The organism is Sphingobium sp. (genome assembly GCA_035196065.1).
Classification (GTDB): Bacteria; Pseudomonadota; Alphaproteobacteria; order Sphingomonadales; family Sphingomonadaceae; genus Sphingorhabdus_B; species Sphingorhabdus_B rara.
Genome location: CP136575.1, coordinates 2,078,891 through 2,092,853 on the forward strand (window position 1 = coordinate 2,078,891; position 13,963 = coordinate 2,092,853).

At 56.4% G+C, this 13,963-nt stretch carries 16 protein-coding genes and 1 tRNA gene; 15 read left to right on the top strand and 2 right to left on the bottom strand.

All coding sequences use genetic code 11. The annotated features are described in order from the left end of the window. Window positions 1-10: 10 nt before the first annotated feature. From RSE16_09935 to RSE16_09945, 3 genes are all read left to right on the top strand, one after another. The gene (locus RSE16_09935; GenBank protein ID WRH75032.1) at window positions 11-1,336 is read left to right on the top strand and encodes an amidohydrolase family protein; all 1,326 of its coding nucleotides are present in this window, start codon (window positions 11-13) and stop codon (window positions 1,334-1,336) included. Between the two features lie 115 nt (window positions 1,337-1,451). After that, entirely contained in the window at window positions 1,452-1,799 is a 348-nt protein-coding gene (locus RSE16_09940; protein WRH75033.1) for a hypothetical protein, read from the top strand. A 265-nt stretch (window positions 1,800-2,064) separates the two neighbouring features. Further along, the gene (locus RSE16_09945; GenBank protein ID WRH75034.1) at window positions 2,065-3,279 is read left to right on the top strand and encodes a GGDEF domain-containing protein; all 1,215 of its coding nucleotides are present in this window, start codon (window positions 2,065-2,067) and stop codon (window positions 3,277-3,279) included. 29 nt (window positions 3,280-3,308) lie between these two features. Here RSE16_09945 and RSE16_09950 read toward each other — a convergent pair whose 3' ends face one another. Further along, complete coding sequence (locus RSE16_09950) at window positions 3,309-3,800, bottom strand: GNAT family N-acetyltransferase (GenBank protein ID WRH75035.1); 492 nt, start codon at window positions 3,798-3,800, stop codon at window positions 3,309-3,311. Window position 3,801: 1 nt separating this feature from the next. Here RSE16_09950 and RSE16_09955 point away from each other — a divergent pair, with 1 nt between their 5' ends. From RSE16_09955 to RSE16_09970, 4 genes are read left to right on the top strand one after another with little or no spacing between them, the layout of a single operon-like run. Then, window positions 3,802-4,122 carry a hypothetical protein gene (locus RSE16_09955; protein ID WRH75036.1) on the top strand — a complete coding sequence of 107 codons (321 nt, stop codon included), beginning with the start codon at window positions 3,802-3,804 and terminating at the stop codon, window positions 4,120-4,122. Window positions 4,123-4,165: 43 nt separating this feature from the next. After that, window positions 4,166-4,591, top strand: a complete 426-nt coding sequence (locus RSE16_09960) for a DUF2141 domain-containing protein (GenBank protein ID WRH75037.1) — start codon at window positions 4,166-4,168, stop codon at window positions 4,589-4,591. Between the two features lie 4 nt (window positions 4,592-4,595). Further along, entirely contained in the window at window positions 4,596-5,219 is a 624-nt protein-coding gene (locus RSE16_09965) for a TetR/AcrR family transcriptional regulator (protein ID WRH75038.1), read from the top strand. A gap of 20 nt (window positions 5,220-5,239) precedes the next feature. Then, window positions 5,240-5,722, top strand: coding sequence for a DUF4188 domain-containing protein (locus tag RSE16_09970; GenBank protein WRH75039.1), 483 nt, complete (start codon window positions 5,240-5,242; stop codon window positions 5,720-5,722). A 164-nt stretch (window positions 5,723-5,886) separates the two neighbouring features. On the opposite strand, the gene RSE16_09975 is transcribed toward RSE16_09970, so the two are convergent. Next, window positions 5,887-5,976: transfer RNA gene (locus RSE16_09975), tRNA-Ser, on the bottom strand. Between the two features lie 283 nt (window positions 5,977-6,259). Between RSE16_09975 and RSE16_09980 the strand changes: the two genes are divergently transcribed. From RSE16_09980 to RSE16_10015, 8 genes are read left to right on the top strand one after another with little or no spacing between them, the layout of a single operon-like run. Beyond that, the gene (locus RSE16_09980) at window positions 6,260-7,261 is read left to right on the top strand and encodes a lytic murein transglycosylase (protein ID WRH77341.1); all 1,002 of its coding nucleotides are present in this window, start codon (window positions 6,260-6,262) and stop codon (window positions 7,259-7,261) included. Window positions 7,262-7,289: 28 nt separating this feature from the next. Beyond that, window positions 7,290-8,210: a septal ring lytic transglycosylase RlpA family protein gene (locus RSE16_09985; GenBank protein WRH75040.1), complete on the top strand. Its 921-nt coding sequence runs from the start codon at window positions 7,290-7,292 to the stop codon at window positions 8,208-8,210. A 42-nt stretch (window positions 8,211-8,252) separates the two neighbouring features. After that, window positions 8,253-9,392, top strand: a complete 1,140-nt coding sequence (locus tag RSE16_09990) for a D-alanyl-D-alanine carboxypeptidase family protein (protein WRH75041.1) — start codon at window positions 8,253-8,255, stop codon at window positions 9,390-9,392. Next, window positions 9,389-10,018 carry a dTMP kinase gene (tmk, locus tag RSE16_09995; GenBank protein ID WRH75042.1) on the top strand — a complete coding sequence of 210 codons (630 nt, stop codon included), beginning with the start codon at window positions 9,389-9,391 and terminating at the stop codon, window positions 10,016-10,018. Before RSE16_09990 ends, tmk begins: the two co-directional genes overlap by 4 nt. Further along, window positions 10,015-10,971 (top strand): AAA family ATPase, encoded by a 957-nt coding sequence (locus RSE16_10000; GenBank protein WRH75043.1) that lies wholly within the window; start codon window positions 10,015-10,017, stop codon window positions 10,969-10,971. Before tmk ends, RSE16_10000 begins: the two co-directional genes overlap by 4 nt. Window positions 10,972-11,000: 29 nt before the next feature. After that, window positions 11,001-12,560: a methionine--tRNA ligase gene (gene metG / locus RSE16_10005; protein WRH75044.1), complete on the top strand. Its 1,560-nt coding sequence runs from the start codon at window positions 11,001-11,003 to the stop codon at window positions 12,558-12,560. Window positions 12,561-12,565: 5 nt separating this feature from the next. Continuing rightward, window positions 12,566-13,360: a TatD family hydrolase gene (locus RSE16_10010; GenBank protein WRH75045.1), complete on the top strand. Its 795-nt coding sequence runs from the start codon at window positions 12,566-12,568 to the stop codon at window positions 13,358-13,360. Next, complete coding sequence (locus tag RSE16_10015; protein WRH75046.1) at window positions 13,360-13,953, top strand: TIGR02281 family clan AA aspartic protease; 594 nt, start codon at window positions 13,360-13,362, stop codon at window positions 13,951-13,953. Before RSE16_10010 ends, RSE16_10015 begins: the two co-directional genes overlap by 1 nt. Window positions 13,954-13,963 lie beyond the last annotated feature (10 nt).

Here is a 13,963-nt window from a genome sequence, read left to right on the forward strand (position 1 = left end):
GGATGAATATATGAACGGCCGCAGCAAAGGAAAGCCGAGCTTTTTGGCGAAATGTCTGGGGGCATCATTTTTGACGCTCGCGCTGCCAATTTCGGCAGCCCAGGCACAGGATGCGGCGACGCAAGGCACCGTCATCACAGGTGCACGCATGCTAGACGTGCTGACCGGTAAGATGATCGACAACCCTGCGATTTTCGTCGGAGCCGATGGCCGTATCACGGGCATCGCCGACGCACGTACGGTCAAATGGGGCGGAAATGTTACCCATATCGACCTGGGCGATAAAACCTTGCTGCCCGGCCTGATCGACATGCATGTTCACCTCGACAGCCCGGCCGATATTGGCGGTTATCGCGGTCTGGAATTTACAGACAGCTTCTGGGGCATGACGGCAGTTGGCAATGCCCGTGCAATGCTTGACGCAGGCTTCACAACTGTGCGCAACGTCGGCTCCGACAATCGCAACGACATTGGCCTGAAACAGGCAATCGATAGTGGCTATGCCGTGGGGCCACGGATCGTTCCCGCCGGCTATGCCATTGGTGCCACCGGCGGCCATTGCGATTCGACCTTTCTTCCCCCCAGCCTTGAAAAACCGCAAGAAGGCATTGCCGACAGCGATGACGGCTTGCGTTATGAAGTTCGCCGCCAGCGCAAATATGGCGCCGAAGTGATCAAGGTCTGCGCGACAGGTGGCGTTTTCTCTCGCAATACCGAACCTGGACAGCAGCAATTGTCCGAGGGCGAATTGCGTGTGATCGCGGACGAAGCGCATCAATGGGGCTTGCGTGTCGCAGCCCACGCCCATGGCGCAGAGGGGATCAAGGCCGCGATCAAGGCGGGGATTGATACGATTGAGCATGCAAGCTTGGTCGATGATGAAGGAATCAAGCTGGCTGCGGCCCGTCCGCGCCCTGTCTGGTTTTCGATGGATATCTTCAACACTGAATATACCCAGGCCGAGGGCGCAAAAAACGGTGTGCTTGAGGATAATTTGCGCAAGGACCGCGAAGTCGCGCAGATCCAGCGTGATAATTTCCGCAAGGCCCACAAAGCCGGCGTGAAAATGGTCTTCGGATCGGATGCCGGCGTGATGCCGCACGGACAGATTGGCGGTCAATTCAAGACCATGATTGATTACGGCATGACGCCGCTAGAGGCGATCCAGGCCGCAACTCGCAACGGCGCACAAGCATTGGGCCGCGAAAAGGATGTCGGTGCAATTGCCGTTGGCCGTCTTGCTGACATTATCGCGGTGGATGGTGATCCGCTGGCCAATGTTCGCGAACTTGAGACTGTGGACGCCGTTGTAAAAGGTGGTAAACGGGTCCGCTAACGCATCAGGTTCAGGGCGCATTCAAGCGCAATCTGCATCATTGCAGGCTGCCCGTCCGCTGTGATATCGGATGTCCGGGAAGAATATCGTTCGCTAGAAACTGGGGAGCAACCGCATGTTTACAACTCTGGCGCTGGCCATGGCGCTCAACATGGCTGCAGCTAAGGGCGATCCTATGGATGACGCCCGCAAAGCATTGAACAACTGCCTTGTGAAAGAACATAATTCGGCTGTGCAGGCAAAAAAGGGGCCTTCTGAATTCAATGATGCAATTCAGGCCGCCTGTTTAACAGAGCGCAAGGCCTATTTCGACATATTGGTGAAGTCGGAGCGCGGCTACGGTTCCAAGCAAGCCGACGCTGAAAAATATGCCAATGAAGAAATCCAAATGATGGTCGACGGTGTTACCAGCGCTTTTGGCGAAAACCGCGACAATGGCGGGCAGCTCGCCGAAGAAAAATAAGGCCGCAAGGGGGCAGGGCGGTGTTCCGGATGAACCCGCCCGATGCTCCGTTTCCCTCGTTTAGGGTTCCGGTGATTTGCCGTTGGCAATCGCATTCGCAATAATTAGCATATTTGCCTGACCGGTCTTCCACCGCGCCGCGTCTTTGTTGCTGTTTCCGATGGCAAAAATGCAGGAATAAATGTTCCTGCGTCCTTTGTGTTTGCACGAATTATTAGTGTTTTCGTGAGATGGATCCAGAGAGACGACTGGTGGGTCCGTACCGATGGAAATGCTAATCACGGCAAGATCGATTGACGCAGCGCGGGCGGCATCAGAAAGCCGTGCCACAGAGGCTGAAGTCGACCAGCTTTCGCAGCGGAATTTTCTTCAGCACATTGCTCTAGCCAATGTCATCAACATCATACCGTTCGCTCTGGTAGCCATTTGCAGCCTTTATCTGCGTAACTGGGGTTTGATGACGATGTTGATTGCCCTCAACGCCGGATCGGTATTCGCAATGTTTCTGGTCAGTCGACGTCTCCAACGTTGCGCAGAAGAGAAACGCCAGGCCCTTTGGAACGTCTATGATTGTCTGGCATTTGTGTCAGGCGCGATCTGGGCAGGCATGATGTATCCAGTGATGGACATGCTGGGACGCGACATCGTGTCGCTTTTCGTCTGTGTCGTGATCATCGTGTCAATCGCTGTAACCAGCATCGTCGTCGCCTCTCAATGGCGCACATTCCTTAGTTTTCTAGCCGGCGTAATGCTCTGCCTGACCCCGCAAACGCTGGCCTATCTCGATACAATCGGACCGATACCGTTGATCGCCACAATCGGCCTTGCCCCCGCACTTATTGCTCTGGCCCATAGTATGCGGGTTCAGAACCGTCTGATCATCCGAACGCAGTTGGAAAAGCAGCAACTTGCGGATGATCTGGCGCACGCGTTGGCAGCTGCGGAATATCTGGCAAACAGGGATAGCCTGACAGGGTTGTACAACCGCAGGGCATTTGAGGATTTGGCTGGAAGGATCAGAAATGATGGTGCTGCAAATCCGTTGAGTCTCATCCTTGTGGATCTGGACCACTTCAAGAGCATCAATGATCAACATGGCCACGCCATTGGGGATAGCGTTTTGAAAAAGACTGCTGAACTGATGTCTAACGCAATAGGTCCATTTGATCTGGTCGGACGAGGCGATGGTGCGGCGGCGCGTTGGGGGGGCGAGGAGTTCATCCTTTTGCTGCGAAATTGCGCATTGGAGCAAGCGGCGGAATTGGCGGAGAAGCTTCGCCAGAACCTATCCGGTTTGCGCGACCCGTCATGGTCGGATGGTTTGTTGGTCACCGGTTCGTTCGGCGTTGTGCAATGGCAGGAAGACAGCCCATTGCACATGGCGATTAATCAGGCTGATGCCGCGATGTATGAAGCGAAAAATGCCGGCAGAAACAGAGTTCATCTCGGTGCAAACCGTTTGGCAGCGATGACCCTCTGACCACATATTGGCAGACCATAGTTGCGGATTCAGCGCGGGCCTCGCATCATCCCCCAAAATTGCGGACCGTCCGGCACCTGCCAGCTATGCATGATATGAAATCCGAGGGCGCGGTAGATCGGAATGTTATTCTCGTCCGCTGTCTCGAGATAGGCCTTGCACCGCGCGGCATCGGCCTGCTCCAGCCCCGCCCGAATGGCGGCCCCGCCAAAGCCTTTAGACCGGTGGCTCGAATGGCAGCCCGCATAATGCAGGTACCAATATTCCTCGACCGGTAGATGGGATTTGATCAGTTTCGCAACGAGCGAAGCGCGGCCAATCGCTGTGCCAAAGGCAAGCAGATAAGGCAGGCCAGTGCGGATTGCATCCCATTGGCTGTCCCTGACCAGGCCTGGCGTCCGCCATGCAGTGGCGGCTTCGGCGCCCGACGTCATCATGATGCTGCCAATTTTATGATCTTCGTCGACTATGATCCGGAACGCCTTTTCTAACGCCCGCTTTCGTGCGGTTGCATCGGGCACAATGAAGGAAAAGGCCGGCTCGTTAAAAAATGCATCTGATAGCGTTGAGACAATAGCGGGCTTGTCTATCGCGTTGGCGCGCCTGCATGTTTTTGCAGGCTCTGTTTCAACCGTTTGTTTTGTTGGGACATCGTGTCTGCCTGTAGCGTTGGGACACGTGCGTATTTTTGTAGTTGCTGCTTCAACCGAAGGCGTTGAGACAATGAGGGGGATACCCACTGCGTTGGCAGGGCTGCGTGGTTGCGCAGATGCTGTTTCAACTACCATCGGATCTCCTTTACTGAAGCCGCCGCATGATGCGTTTGTTGACACTGTCTACTGACTAACTTATGTGCGTAGACAGTGTCAACATCTTGGACATATCGATGGTACGTTTTTTTTCGGCAGTAACCGGGGTGGCACTCACCGCTTCGCCGATCATGGCACAGGAAATTGTCGTTACCGTCACAGGTGCCGAAGGTTCTACCGGCACGATCGGATGCAGGCTTTTCGCAGGGCCGCGTAACTTCCCCAACGGCCGTGCAACCGCTGGGGAACAGAGTGTTGCGCGTGGACCTGGCGGAGAAGCCTGCCGATTCAAAAATCTTGCACCAGGCACTTATGCGCTGGTTGTTGCAGCCTTGCCCGAAGGTCAGGAAGAAGTTACACGCGACATTCTTGGTCGGCCGAAGCAACCTTGGGGTGTTTCCAATAATGTGCGGCCTGCCATGCGTGCACCCCGTTTTCAGGAAGCTGCGTTTCAAGTGACTGCAGGACGGGTGACGCGTTTGACCATAAAGCTTTCGCGGTGATGTTATGGATGTAAGGCGCACGCCCGGCGATCTACGAGAGGCCTGCCTTGCCGAAGCCTTGGCGATTATCGAACAGGAAGGACTTGAAAAGCTCAGCCTGCGCGATGTGGCGCGGCGCTTGGGCGTTTCGCATCAGGCGCCCTATCGGCATTTCCCCAGCCGTGACCATGTCCTTGCCGAGATTGTTCGCCGGGCTTATGCCGATTTCGCTGCGGCGCTACGATCGGCGCCCGTAACGGACAATCCGGCGGGTGATTCCCTGGCGATGGGCTTCGCCTATGTTCAATTCGCCTTATCGCACCCGCTTCAATATCGGCTGATGTTTGGCGGCGCGTTGCCGGATCCGCATCAACATAGTGAAATGATGCACGGCGCCCGAGACGCCTTTGACGTGCTTAGGCACACGCTTGGTCGTGTATTTGCAGAGCGCCCGCAACCCTACGACCAGGAAGCAATTGATCGCGAAGCCATGTTTGTTTGGTCCAGCTTGCACGGTCTGGTCAGCCTGTTGCGCTCAGACGCGTTGAACACATTGGAACTCAGTCAGGAAACGCGCAGCGGCATTACAATGCATGCGCTGCAACGGATCGGCTTTGCAGTGGGGATAATACCAGCCGTGCCAACGTAGCTGAAAGGAGAGGTGAACGCATGAGCGAGATATTGAAGGGTCGCTGGACGGCCCGTCTTGACGAACCATTTGTCCTGTTCATCATCGGCATGCGTATCAACAAGCTTTGGCTGGTTCACCGGTGGTTGCCACTCATCATTCAAATGTCAGCGATGCTGCGCGAATTATACCCCCGCCCGGAGCTTGGTTTCATGGGGGGCAAGACTTGGTTCGGGCGCACAATCGTGCTGATTCAATATTGGCGCTCCTTCGAAGAGTTAGAGGCCTATGCAAAAGCCAAGGACAACAAGCATCTTCCTGCCTGGGCGGCCTTTAATCGCTTGATTGGCAATAATGGCGATGTCGGCATTTATCACGAAACCTATCGCATCGAGCCGGGGCAATATGAAAATGTATTCGTCAACATGCCGCCGACGCTGATCAATGCAGTTGCCCCAATGTCAGAGGCAAAAGGCGTGCACGCCTCTGCGCGGGGACGGATGGAACCGAGTAGGCCAAGCTGATGCCCGAATTTTCGCAGATGACGAACTGATTGCGCGGGCAAGCGCGACATTCCGTATCATTCAACCAGCGACGGGCAACCCGGGCTAACGCAAGCGGATAATTGCGTTGAAAAAAACCAAGGATAGCTGTCGGAAGCGACAGCATTTTTCGCAACTCAGTTTGCTGGCGGACAGGGTGGGATTCGAACCCACGGTGAGCTTGCACCCACGGCGGTTTTCAAGACCGCTGCCTTAAACCACTCGGCCACCTGTCCTTGCGCACGCCCGTTATGCAACTATTTGCGGTCTGGCAAGCGCTTGCGCGATGTCGGCGGTAGATTTAGGCGTCCCAACGTCATGTAACTTCTTGATGGCGCACGGCAGACTGGTGCAGTGATGCGACGGGCGGAGCGGCATTATTGGCGAGCCGGCTGCATCGATGCTATGCTCCGGCTATATTATGATGGGAGCGGCATGGGCGTGGCGAAAAACAGGCGGTCTTTTCCTTTTGGCGGGGCTTTGGCGGTTGCAGCATTTGCATTGGCCGGTCCGCCTGCAATGGTGAGCGCGCAAACTCCAACGGCCAGCCCTGCACAAAATGACAGCCATTCGCATGCCTTTGAGCAATATCTGCAGACGGTTCGTGCGCGTGCTGCGCGGGAAGGTGTGAGCAAGGCAACGCTCGACAGGGCGATGCCGTCGCTGGTCTATCTCCCCCGGGTGGTGCAGCTTGATCGCGGACAGCCCGAAACCACATCGTCAGCGCCGGCACCTCCGTTCGAACCTTATAAGCGGCGGCATGTCGATGCCGCGCGGATTAGCCGCGGGCGCGCCAAATATACCGAGCTGCGTCCATTGTTGCAGCGGATCGAAAATGAAACCGGTGTTCCCGAAGAGGTGATGATCGCGATTTACGGCCATGAAACCAATTATGGTGCGGTCATGGGCAATTTTCATGCCCCCGATGCGCTCGCTTCGCTGGCGTTTGAAGGTCGGCGGCGCGAGTTGTTCGAGGCGGAACTGATTGCTGTTCTTAAAATGATCGATCGCGGGGTTCCCTCTTATGCGATCACGGGAAGCTGGGCCGGAGCATTGGGTAAGCCGCAATTCCTGCCTTCGGTTTATTTGCGCCTTGCCGGCGACGGCGATGGCGATGGCTATGCCGACATCTGGAAGAGCGAGGTCGACGCCATGACGTCAATCGCCAATTACCTGCTTAACGCCGGTTGGCGGCGTGATGAACCTTGGGGTTTTGCCGTTGATGTGCCCTCATCGTTCGATCGAGGAAGCGTCAGAACCAATCTGGTCGCGCCTCGATGTGCCCGTGTATTTGCACGGCACAGCCGCTGGATGCGTGTTTCTGAATGGAAAAAATTGGGGTTGGTTCCGCAAAAAGGAGCCTGGCCCAATGACAATATGCAGGCCGCGTTGATCGAACCTGATGGTGAAGGGCGGACCGCTTATTTACTCGGAAGCAACTATCGCGCGATATTAGACTATAATTGCTCGAATTTTTACGCACTGTCTGTGGGATTGCTTGCCGATGAGGTACGGAATTAAAGTTGCACTCGCTGCCGGTTCAGCCCTGATGTTGGCTTCCTGCGGCGGGCGGGAAGAGGATATTGGTGCCATCCCAGTCGGCCAAGGCGGGCAAAGCGCTGCCGTGCAGGATTTTCCGGTAAAGTTGGGTGCGCCGTTCAACGTCGGCAACATTAGCTATACGCCCGAAGACACACCAAATTATGACGATGTCGGCTATGCCAGTTGGTATGGTTCCGAAATGGAAGGGCGGCCGACAGCGAATGGCGAGCCATTTGTGGCCGCCGGTATCAGCGGCGCGCACAAGACCCTGCCTTTGCCCAGCTATGTTGAAGTCACCGCCCTCGACACCGGGCGAACCATTCTTGTGCGGATCAATGATCGCGGACCCTTTGCCAACGATCGGCTGATTGATCTTTCCGAGGGTGCGGCGCGTCAATTGGGTCTGGTGGGGCAGGGCGTCGCCGGTGTGCGCGTCCGCCGGGTCAATCCGCCTGAACAGGATCGCTCTGCGCTTCGCGGCGGGTCTCCAGCAGCATCACGCATGGATACGCCTGAATCGCTGTTGAAGGTGTTGCGCGACAGGCTTTCAAAACAACCGCGCCCGGCTGCCATGGCACGGGCATCAACACCGGCAAGAACTGCTGGGCAATCTGTGTCACCCGCTTCGGCAGACAGTGGCGCGGGTAGTGATCGTTTTGTGCGAGAAGTCGCGGGAAGCCGCGCATCGGCGAACAGGCCTCCGGTTGCAGCAGCGCCTGCGGGCTATGTCGTCCAGATCGCTGCCTTTTCTTCGCGCGCATCGGCGGAAAGGCTTGCACGGCAATCGGGCGGAACGGTTTCGGCAAGCGCCGATGGACGTTTGTTCCGCGTGCGATATGGGCCATTTGAGAGTGAGGCAGAGGCCGAGAATGCGCTCAACGATGCGCGCCAGCGCGGCTATCCACAGGCGAGGCTGTTGCGCGACTAGCAAGCACTGGCGAAGCCGCCTTTGCCCCGCTAACAAGGCGACATGCGCGCATGTCTCTTCTTGCCCCTTTTGGCGATTGCTATCCCGGTAAAGGCCAACGCCCCCCTGCCGCAATCGACCGCGCCGATCGCCTATCTTGTCGATCTTAATTCGGGCACTGTATTGGTTGATCGAAAGAGTGGGAGGCAGGTGCCAACCGCTTCAATGGCCAAGATGATGACCGCCTTTGTCGCCTTTGAAGCGATCAAGGCCCGCAAAATCAGCCTTCAGACGGAGTATAAGGTCAGCGGCGCGACATGGATGCGCTGGAACAATCGGGGTTCGACCATGTTCCTGAAGGCGAACCAAAAAGTCTCGGTCGAAAACCTGCTTCATGGCGTACTTACGCTTTCGGGTAATGACGCATCCGTTGTTCTGGCTGAAGGCATCAGCGGCAGCGAAACCGCCTTTGCTGGTGAAATGAACGCGGCAGCGAAGCGGCTTGGCATGAAAGATAGCCGCTTTGGTAACGCCAGTGGCTGGCCTGATGGCGGCAAGACTGTTTCGACGGCCCAGGATCTATCGCTGCTCGCTGAACATATCATCGAAGACCATCCGCAGTTGTTCGAAATGTTTTTCGGACAGCGCAGTTTCCGCTGGGGCAATGTGGCGCAATCGAACCGCAACCCTCTGCTGGGTGCGGTGGCAGGCGCAGACGGCATGAAGACCGGGCATAGTTCAGAGGCGGGCTATTGCCTGGTGGGTACGGCCAAGCAGGACGATCGGCGTTTGCTGATGGTGATTGCGGGCCTGCCTTCTGCACAAGCGCGAATAGACGAGGCGCGGCTGCTGATGCGCTGGGGTTTTGACAATTGGGTCGAACAGCCCTTGTTTGCGCCGAACCAAATGGTCACCAATGTGCCGGTTCAATTGGGGGAGGCAATGGTTGTTCCTGTAGCAACGACGCAGCGCATTGCTGCGCTTTCACGCAAGGGGGCGATCGAGCGCCCTCGGATCAGCGTCAGTTATGACGGCCCCGTCAAAGCCCCAATTCGCAAAGGGCAGAAAATCGCGGAGCTCTCGCTGCTTTATGAAGGGGGCAAAGTACAACGCTTTCCGCTAGTCGCAGCGGATAGTGTCGAGCGTGCGAATTTTCTCGGTCGAGCCTTGAACGGCATGCGCCTTTTGGCAGAAAAGTTGTGATCATGGGTCGCTTCATATCGATCGAGGGCGGAGAAGGCGCCGGCAAGTCAACCCAGATCCGCATGTTGGCAGAGCGACTGGCTGCACATGGGCTTGCAGTTGACATCACGCGCGAGCCGGGCGGCACAGAGGGGGCAGAAGCGATCAGGGGATTGCTATTGGGCGGCGGTGACGACCGCTGGGGCGCAGAAGCCGAAGCGCTTTTGTTCGCCGCAGCGCGCAGCGATCATGTCGTCAAACGCATCAAGCCGGCGCTGGCAAAGGGTATTTGGGTAATATCCGATCGTTATCTGGATAGCAGCCGCGCGTATCAAGGCGCGAGCCTGGGGTTAAGCGATGCTGCCATCATGCAGTTGCACGCCATTGGCAGCGGGGGTTTTCTGCCTGAACGGACGATCATCCTTGACCTGCCCTTGGCGGATGCCCGGGAAAGGACGCAACAGCGCGACGGCGGCGAGAGCGACCGCATCGGCGGCCGTGATGATGCATTTCACCAGCGCGTACGCGATGCCTTTCTGGCAATTGCCGAGGCCGAACCGCATCGGATCCGCGTCGTTGACGCCCGCGGCACTGCAGACGACGTTGGCGACCGCCTGTTTGCGCAGATCGCGGATCTTCTGCCATGAGCCGGTTATTCGGGCATGACCGGCAATTGGCGCAATTCGTCAAGGCCGCTAGTAGCGGCAGGCTGCATCATGGCTGGATATTGTCGGGCCCGCGCGGGGTGGGAAAGGCCAGTTTTGCACGTGAAATGGCGCGCCAACTGGTCGATCCGCTGAACCATCACAGTTCAATGATAGAACAGCGAAGCCATCCCGATATTGTCTGGGTGCAAAGATTGCCCAAGGAGTTGCCGAAAGACGGCGAGCCCATAGATCCGGATGCTGAGCTGAAGCGAAGCATATCCATTGATCAGATACGCGAGGTTCAGCATCGTCTGACGACACGGCCGTCGATGGCGGACAAGCGCATTGTCATCATCGATGCTGCCGATGATCTGGAGCGGGGAGGGGCAAATGCCCTTCTAAAATCGCTCGAAGAACCGCCGCAGGGCACATATTTCCTGTTGATCAGCCATATGAGTGACCGTTTGCTGCCGACCATCCGGTCGCGCTGCCAGATGCTTCGGTTCGACCCGCTGAGCGACAATGACATGACATCGGCGCTGAACATCTTGTTGCCAGATGCGGGCTCAATCGAGATTGCGGCGCTGGTGCGAACCGGGCGCGGCGCACCGGGCGAGGCAATCCAGCTTTCGGGCATCGGTTTTGATGCCATTGAGCAATTGGCCGAAGACATATTGACCAAGGGTGACAGCAGCAACCAGATCCGCATGCAGATTGCCGAGAAGTTGTCGGTTAAGGCCGCACAATCGAGCTATGAAGCCTTTTTGCGCTATGTTCCGGGACGGATTGCTCGGGCGGCTTCTGATCTGCCGGTAAGTGATTTGCCGCGCGGTGTAGAGGCCTTCCAGGAAGCCGACCGCCTTGCTGCAAGAGCCATCGGGCTTTCGCTTGATAAACAGGCGGTCCTCCTCCAAATGGGCCATCTGCTCGCCAGCTTGGCGCAGCGCGGATGACATTTTGAACCTATTTTAAAAGCGGAACGATGCGCGAACCTTATTATCTGACTACTGCGATTGCCTATCCCAATGGTCGGCCGCATATCGGCCATGCCTATGAAGCGATAGCGACTGACGCAATTGCCCGTTTCCAGCGGTTGATGGGCCGCGATGTCTGTTTTGTGACCGGCACCGACGAACATGGTCTGAAAATGGCGCAGACAGCGCGCGATGCAGGGCGCGATACCCTTGAATTTGCAGATGAAATGTCATCCTATTTCAGGCAGATGTGTACAACTTTGAATATATCAAATGATGTATTCATGCGCACTAGCGACGCCGCGCACCATGCTGCCAGCGTGGCCTTGTGGAAAGCCATGGAGGCCAGCGGTGACCTTTATCTGGATCGTTATGAAGGTTGGTATTCGATCCGCGACGAAGCCTATTATGGCGAAGAGGAATTGGTCGACGGGGAGGGGGGCGTGCGTCTGTCGCCGCAAGGAACGCCGGTTGAATGGACCGTCGAGGAAAGCTGGTTTTTCCGCCTGTCGAAATATCAGGAGCCGCTGCTCGCGCTTTATCGCGACAATCCCGACTTTATCCGGCCTGAAAGCCGCCGTAACGAAGTTCTCCGTTTTGTCGAAGGTGGACTCAAGGATCTTAGCGTGTCGCGCACCAGCTTTGACTGGGGCGTGCCGGTGCCGGGTTCGCCCGGACATGTCATGTATGTTTGGGTGGACGCGCTGACGACCTATTTGTCGGGTATCGGCTTTCCGGATCGTGAGGGTAGCTTCGCCCGTTACTGGCCTGCCAATGTCCACATTATCGGCAAGGATATTGTCCGTTTTCATGCAGTATATTGGCCTGCTTTCCTGATGTCGGCCAATCTGCCATTGCCACAACAGATTTTCGGCCACGGCTTCCTTTTAAACCGCGGCGAAAAAATGTCGAAATCGCTTGGCAACGTCGTCGATCCGATCGAGTTGGCCAATCAGTTCGGGGTGGATGCGCTCCGCTATTTCCTGCTGCGCGAAGTCAGCTTCGGGCAGGATGGCACCTATAGCGCCGAGGCCATTGTCACCCGCGTAAACGCCGATCTTGCGAACAGTTTCGGCAATCTTGCGCAACGGACCTTGTCCTTCATTGCGAAAAACCTTGTGGGCAGGCTGCCGCAAAATGACGTCAAGACGGCAGAGGATTACGCGCTGACGGCTTTGATCGACGACGCCTGCATGAACGACGTTCCCGCCAACTTTGCCGCATTCAATTTTTCCGCCGGCCTCGATTGCTGGATGCGTGCGGTATTTGCCTGCAACCAATATATTGATGCCCAGGCGCCTTGGGCGTTGCGGAAGACCGATCCAGAGCGGATGGAGGCAGTGCTCGAAACGCTGGTTCGGGCGCTACGCTCGCTGGCGCTTGCGGTACAACCCGTGATTCCGGAATCCGCCGCAAAGTTACTTGATCAGTTGGGTATTGGCCCCAACGACCGTGATTTTGCGACTATCGCCAATCAGGATTATTATACTGAATTGGCCGCAAACGGCTTTCGCATTGCACCGCCAGCCCCCATCTTCCCCCGACTGGAATTGCCGCAGGAAGGTTGAGGTAGATGCTGATCGATTCCCATTGTCACTTGAATTATAAGGGTTTGGTCGAGCAGGAAGCGGATGTCTTGACGCGCGCCCGGGCCGCTGGCGTATCGGCAATGCTGAACATCTCAACCCGCGAGAATGAATGGGACGCGGTGATTGGCCTTGCAGAGCGTGAGGAAGACGTTTGGGCGTCGGTGGGCATTCATCCCCATGAGGCTGACCATCATGGCGATGTGACGGCGGATAAATTGATCAAGCGCGCCAGCCACCACAAGGTGATCGGGATTGGCGAGACAGGTCTTGATTATTATTATGACTATAGCGATCGCGAACAGCAGAAATCCTGTTTCCGGCAGCATATTATTGCCGCGCGTGAAACCGGCCTGCCGATCATCATTCACACACGTGACGCCGAAGAAGATACCGCGGATATACTTGCCGAAGAAATGGGGAAGGGGCGCTTTACCGGGGTCATCCACTGTTTTACCGCGAGTGCCGATTTCGCCCGCAAGGCGCTAGACCTTGGCCTTTATATATCGCTGTCGGGGATCGTGACCTTCAAAAATGCCCGCGATCTTCAGGATGTAGCCGCATGGCTACCCGCAGATCGTTTGCTGGTTGAAACCGATTGCCCGTTCTTGGCGCCCGTGCCGCATCGAGGAAAGACCTGCGAGCCGGCCTTTGTTGCCAGCACTGCGGGCTTTCTGGCAGATCAACGAAATATGTCTGTTGAGGAACTGATCGAGACAACCGGTCGGAATTTTTTCGATCTTTTTGCGAAAGCACGGCGCACTGAGGGCAAGGTAAGCTGATGGACGCGCTGGCTTCTCCCGAAGCTGTCTATGCGCTGCTTTTGATTGTGCTGATTGCTGCCGGTCTGATCGCGCGCCGTTTGCCTTTGCGGCAATATGCAAAGATGATTGGCGCCTGGATCGCAATATTTTTCCTGATTTTCGTGATCTTCAGCTTTCGCCCCGAAATGGCGATGATGTGGGATCGCGTTAAGGGTGAACTGACCGGCGCGCCACGGCAAAGCATGGAGGGCGATAAGCTGCGTCTGGTTCGTCAGGATGATGGGCATTTCTGGCTGCGGGCGTCAATCAATGGCGTCAATGCGGACTTCATGGTTGATAGCGGCGCTACGGTAACCGCCATGGGCGACGCTTTGGCGCGAAAGACCAATGTTGAACTCGATGGACGCAAGATCCTATTGGAAACCGCCAATGGCCAGATTGAGGCACGGACTGGTAACGTTGCCGAGTTCCGAATTGGTGATTTTCAAGTTGATGATCTTGACGTCGTCGTCGGGGACAATTTTGGTGACGTCAATGTTGTAGGGATGAACTTCCTTGACAGCTTTTCGAGTTGGAGGGTGCAACGTGACGTCATGGAGTTGACGCCTTAGGGAGAGCTCT

What these genes read in the sequence shown, in the direction of transcription:
- RSE16_09970 (WRH75039.1), top strand. Translation starts at nt 5,240, where the DNA reads ATGAGCGAGATATTGAAGGGTCGCTGGACGGCCCGTCTTGACGAACCA.
- RSE16_09955 (WRH75036.1), top strand. Translation starts at nt 3,802, where the DNA reads ATGAAGGAAAAGGCCGGCTCGTTAAAAAATGCATCTGATAGCGTTGAG.
- RSE16_09935 (WRH75032.1), top strand. Translation starts at nt 11, where the DNA reads ATGAACGGCCGCAGCAAAGGAAAGCCGAGCTTTTTGGCGAAATGTCTG.
- RSE16_10000 (WRH75043.1), top strand. Translation starts at nt 10,015, where the DNA reads ATGAGCCGGTTATTCGGGCATGACCGGCAATTGGCGCAATTCGTCAAG.
- RSE16_09945 (WRH75034.1), top strand. Translation starts at nt 2,065, where the DNA reads ATGGAAATGCTAATCACGGCAAGATCGATTGACGCAGCGCGGGCGGCA.
- RSE16_09985 (WRH75040.1), top strand. Translation starts at nt 7,290, where the DNA reads ATGTTGGCTTCCTGCGGCGGGCGGGAAGAGGATATTGGTGCCATCCCA.
- RSE16_09990 (WRH75041.1), top strand. Translation starts at nt 8,253, where the DNA reads ATGCGCGCATGTCTCTTCTTGCCCCTTTTGGCGATTGCTATCCCGGTA.
- RSE16_10010 (WRH75045.1), top strand. Translation starts at nt 12,566, where the DNA reads ATGCTGATCGATTCCCATTGTCACTTGAATTATAAGGGTTTGGTCGAG.
- RSE16_10015 (WRH75046.1), top strand. Translation starts at nt 13,360, where the DNA reads ATGGACGCGCTGGCTTCTCCCGAAGCTGTCTATGCGCTGCTTTTGATT.
- RSE16_09960 (WRH75037.1), top strand. Translation starts at nt 4,166, where the DNA reads ATGGTACGTTTTTTTTCGGCAGTAACCGGGGTGGCACTCACCGCTTCG.
- RSE16_09940 (WRH75033.1), top strand. Translation starts at nt 1,452, where the DNA reads ATGTTTACAACTCTGGCGCTGGCCATGGCGCTCAACATGGCTGCAGCT.
- RSE16_09980 (WRH77341.1), top strand. Translation starts at nt 6,260, where the DNA reads ATGGTGAGCGCGCAAACTCCAACGGCCAGCCCTGCACAAAATGACAGC.
- RSE16_09965 (WRH75038.1), top strand. Translation starts at nt 4,596, where the DNA reads ATGGATGTAAGGCGCACGCCCGGCGATCTACGAGAGGCCTGCCTTGCC.
- metG (WRH75044.1), top strand. Translation starts at nt 11,001, where the DNA reads ATGCGCGAACCTTATTATCTGACTACTGCGATTGCCTATCCCAATGGT.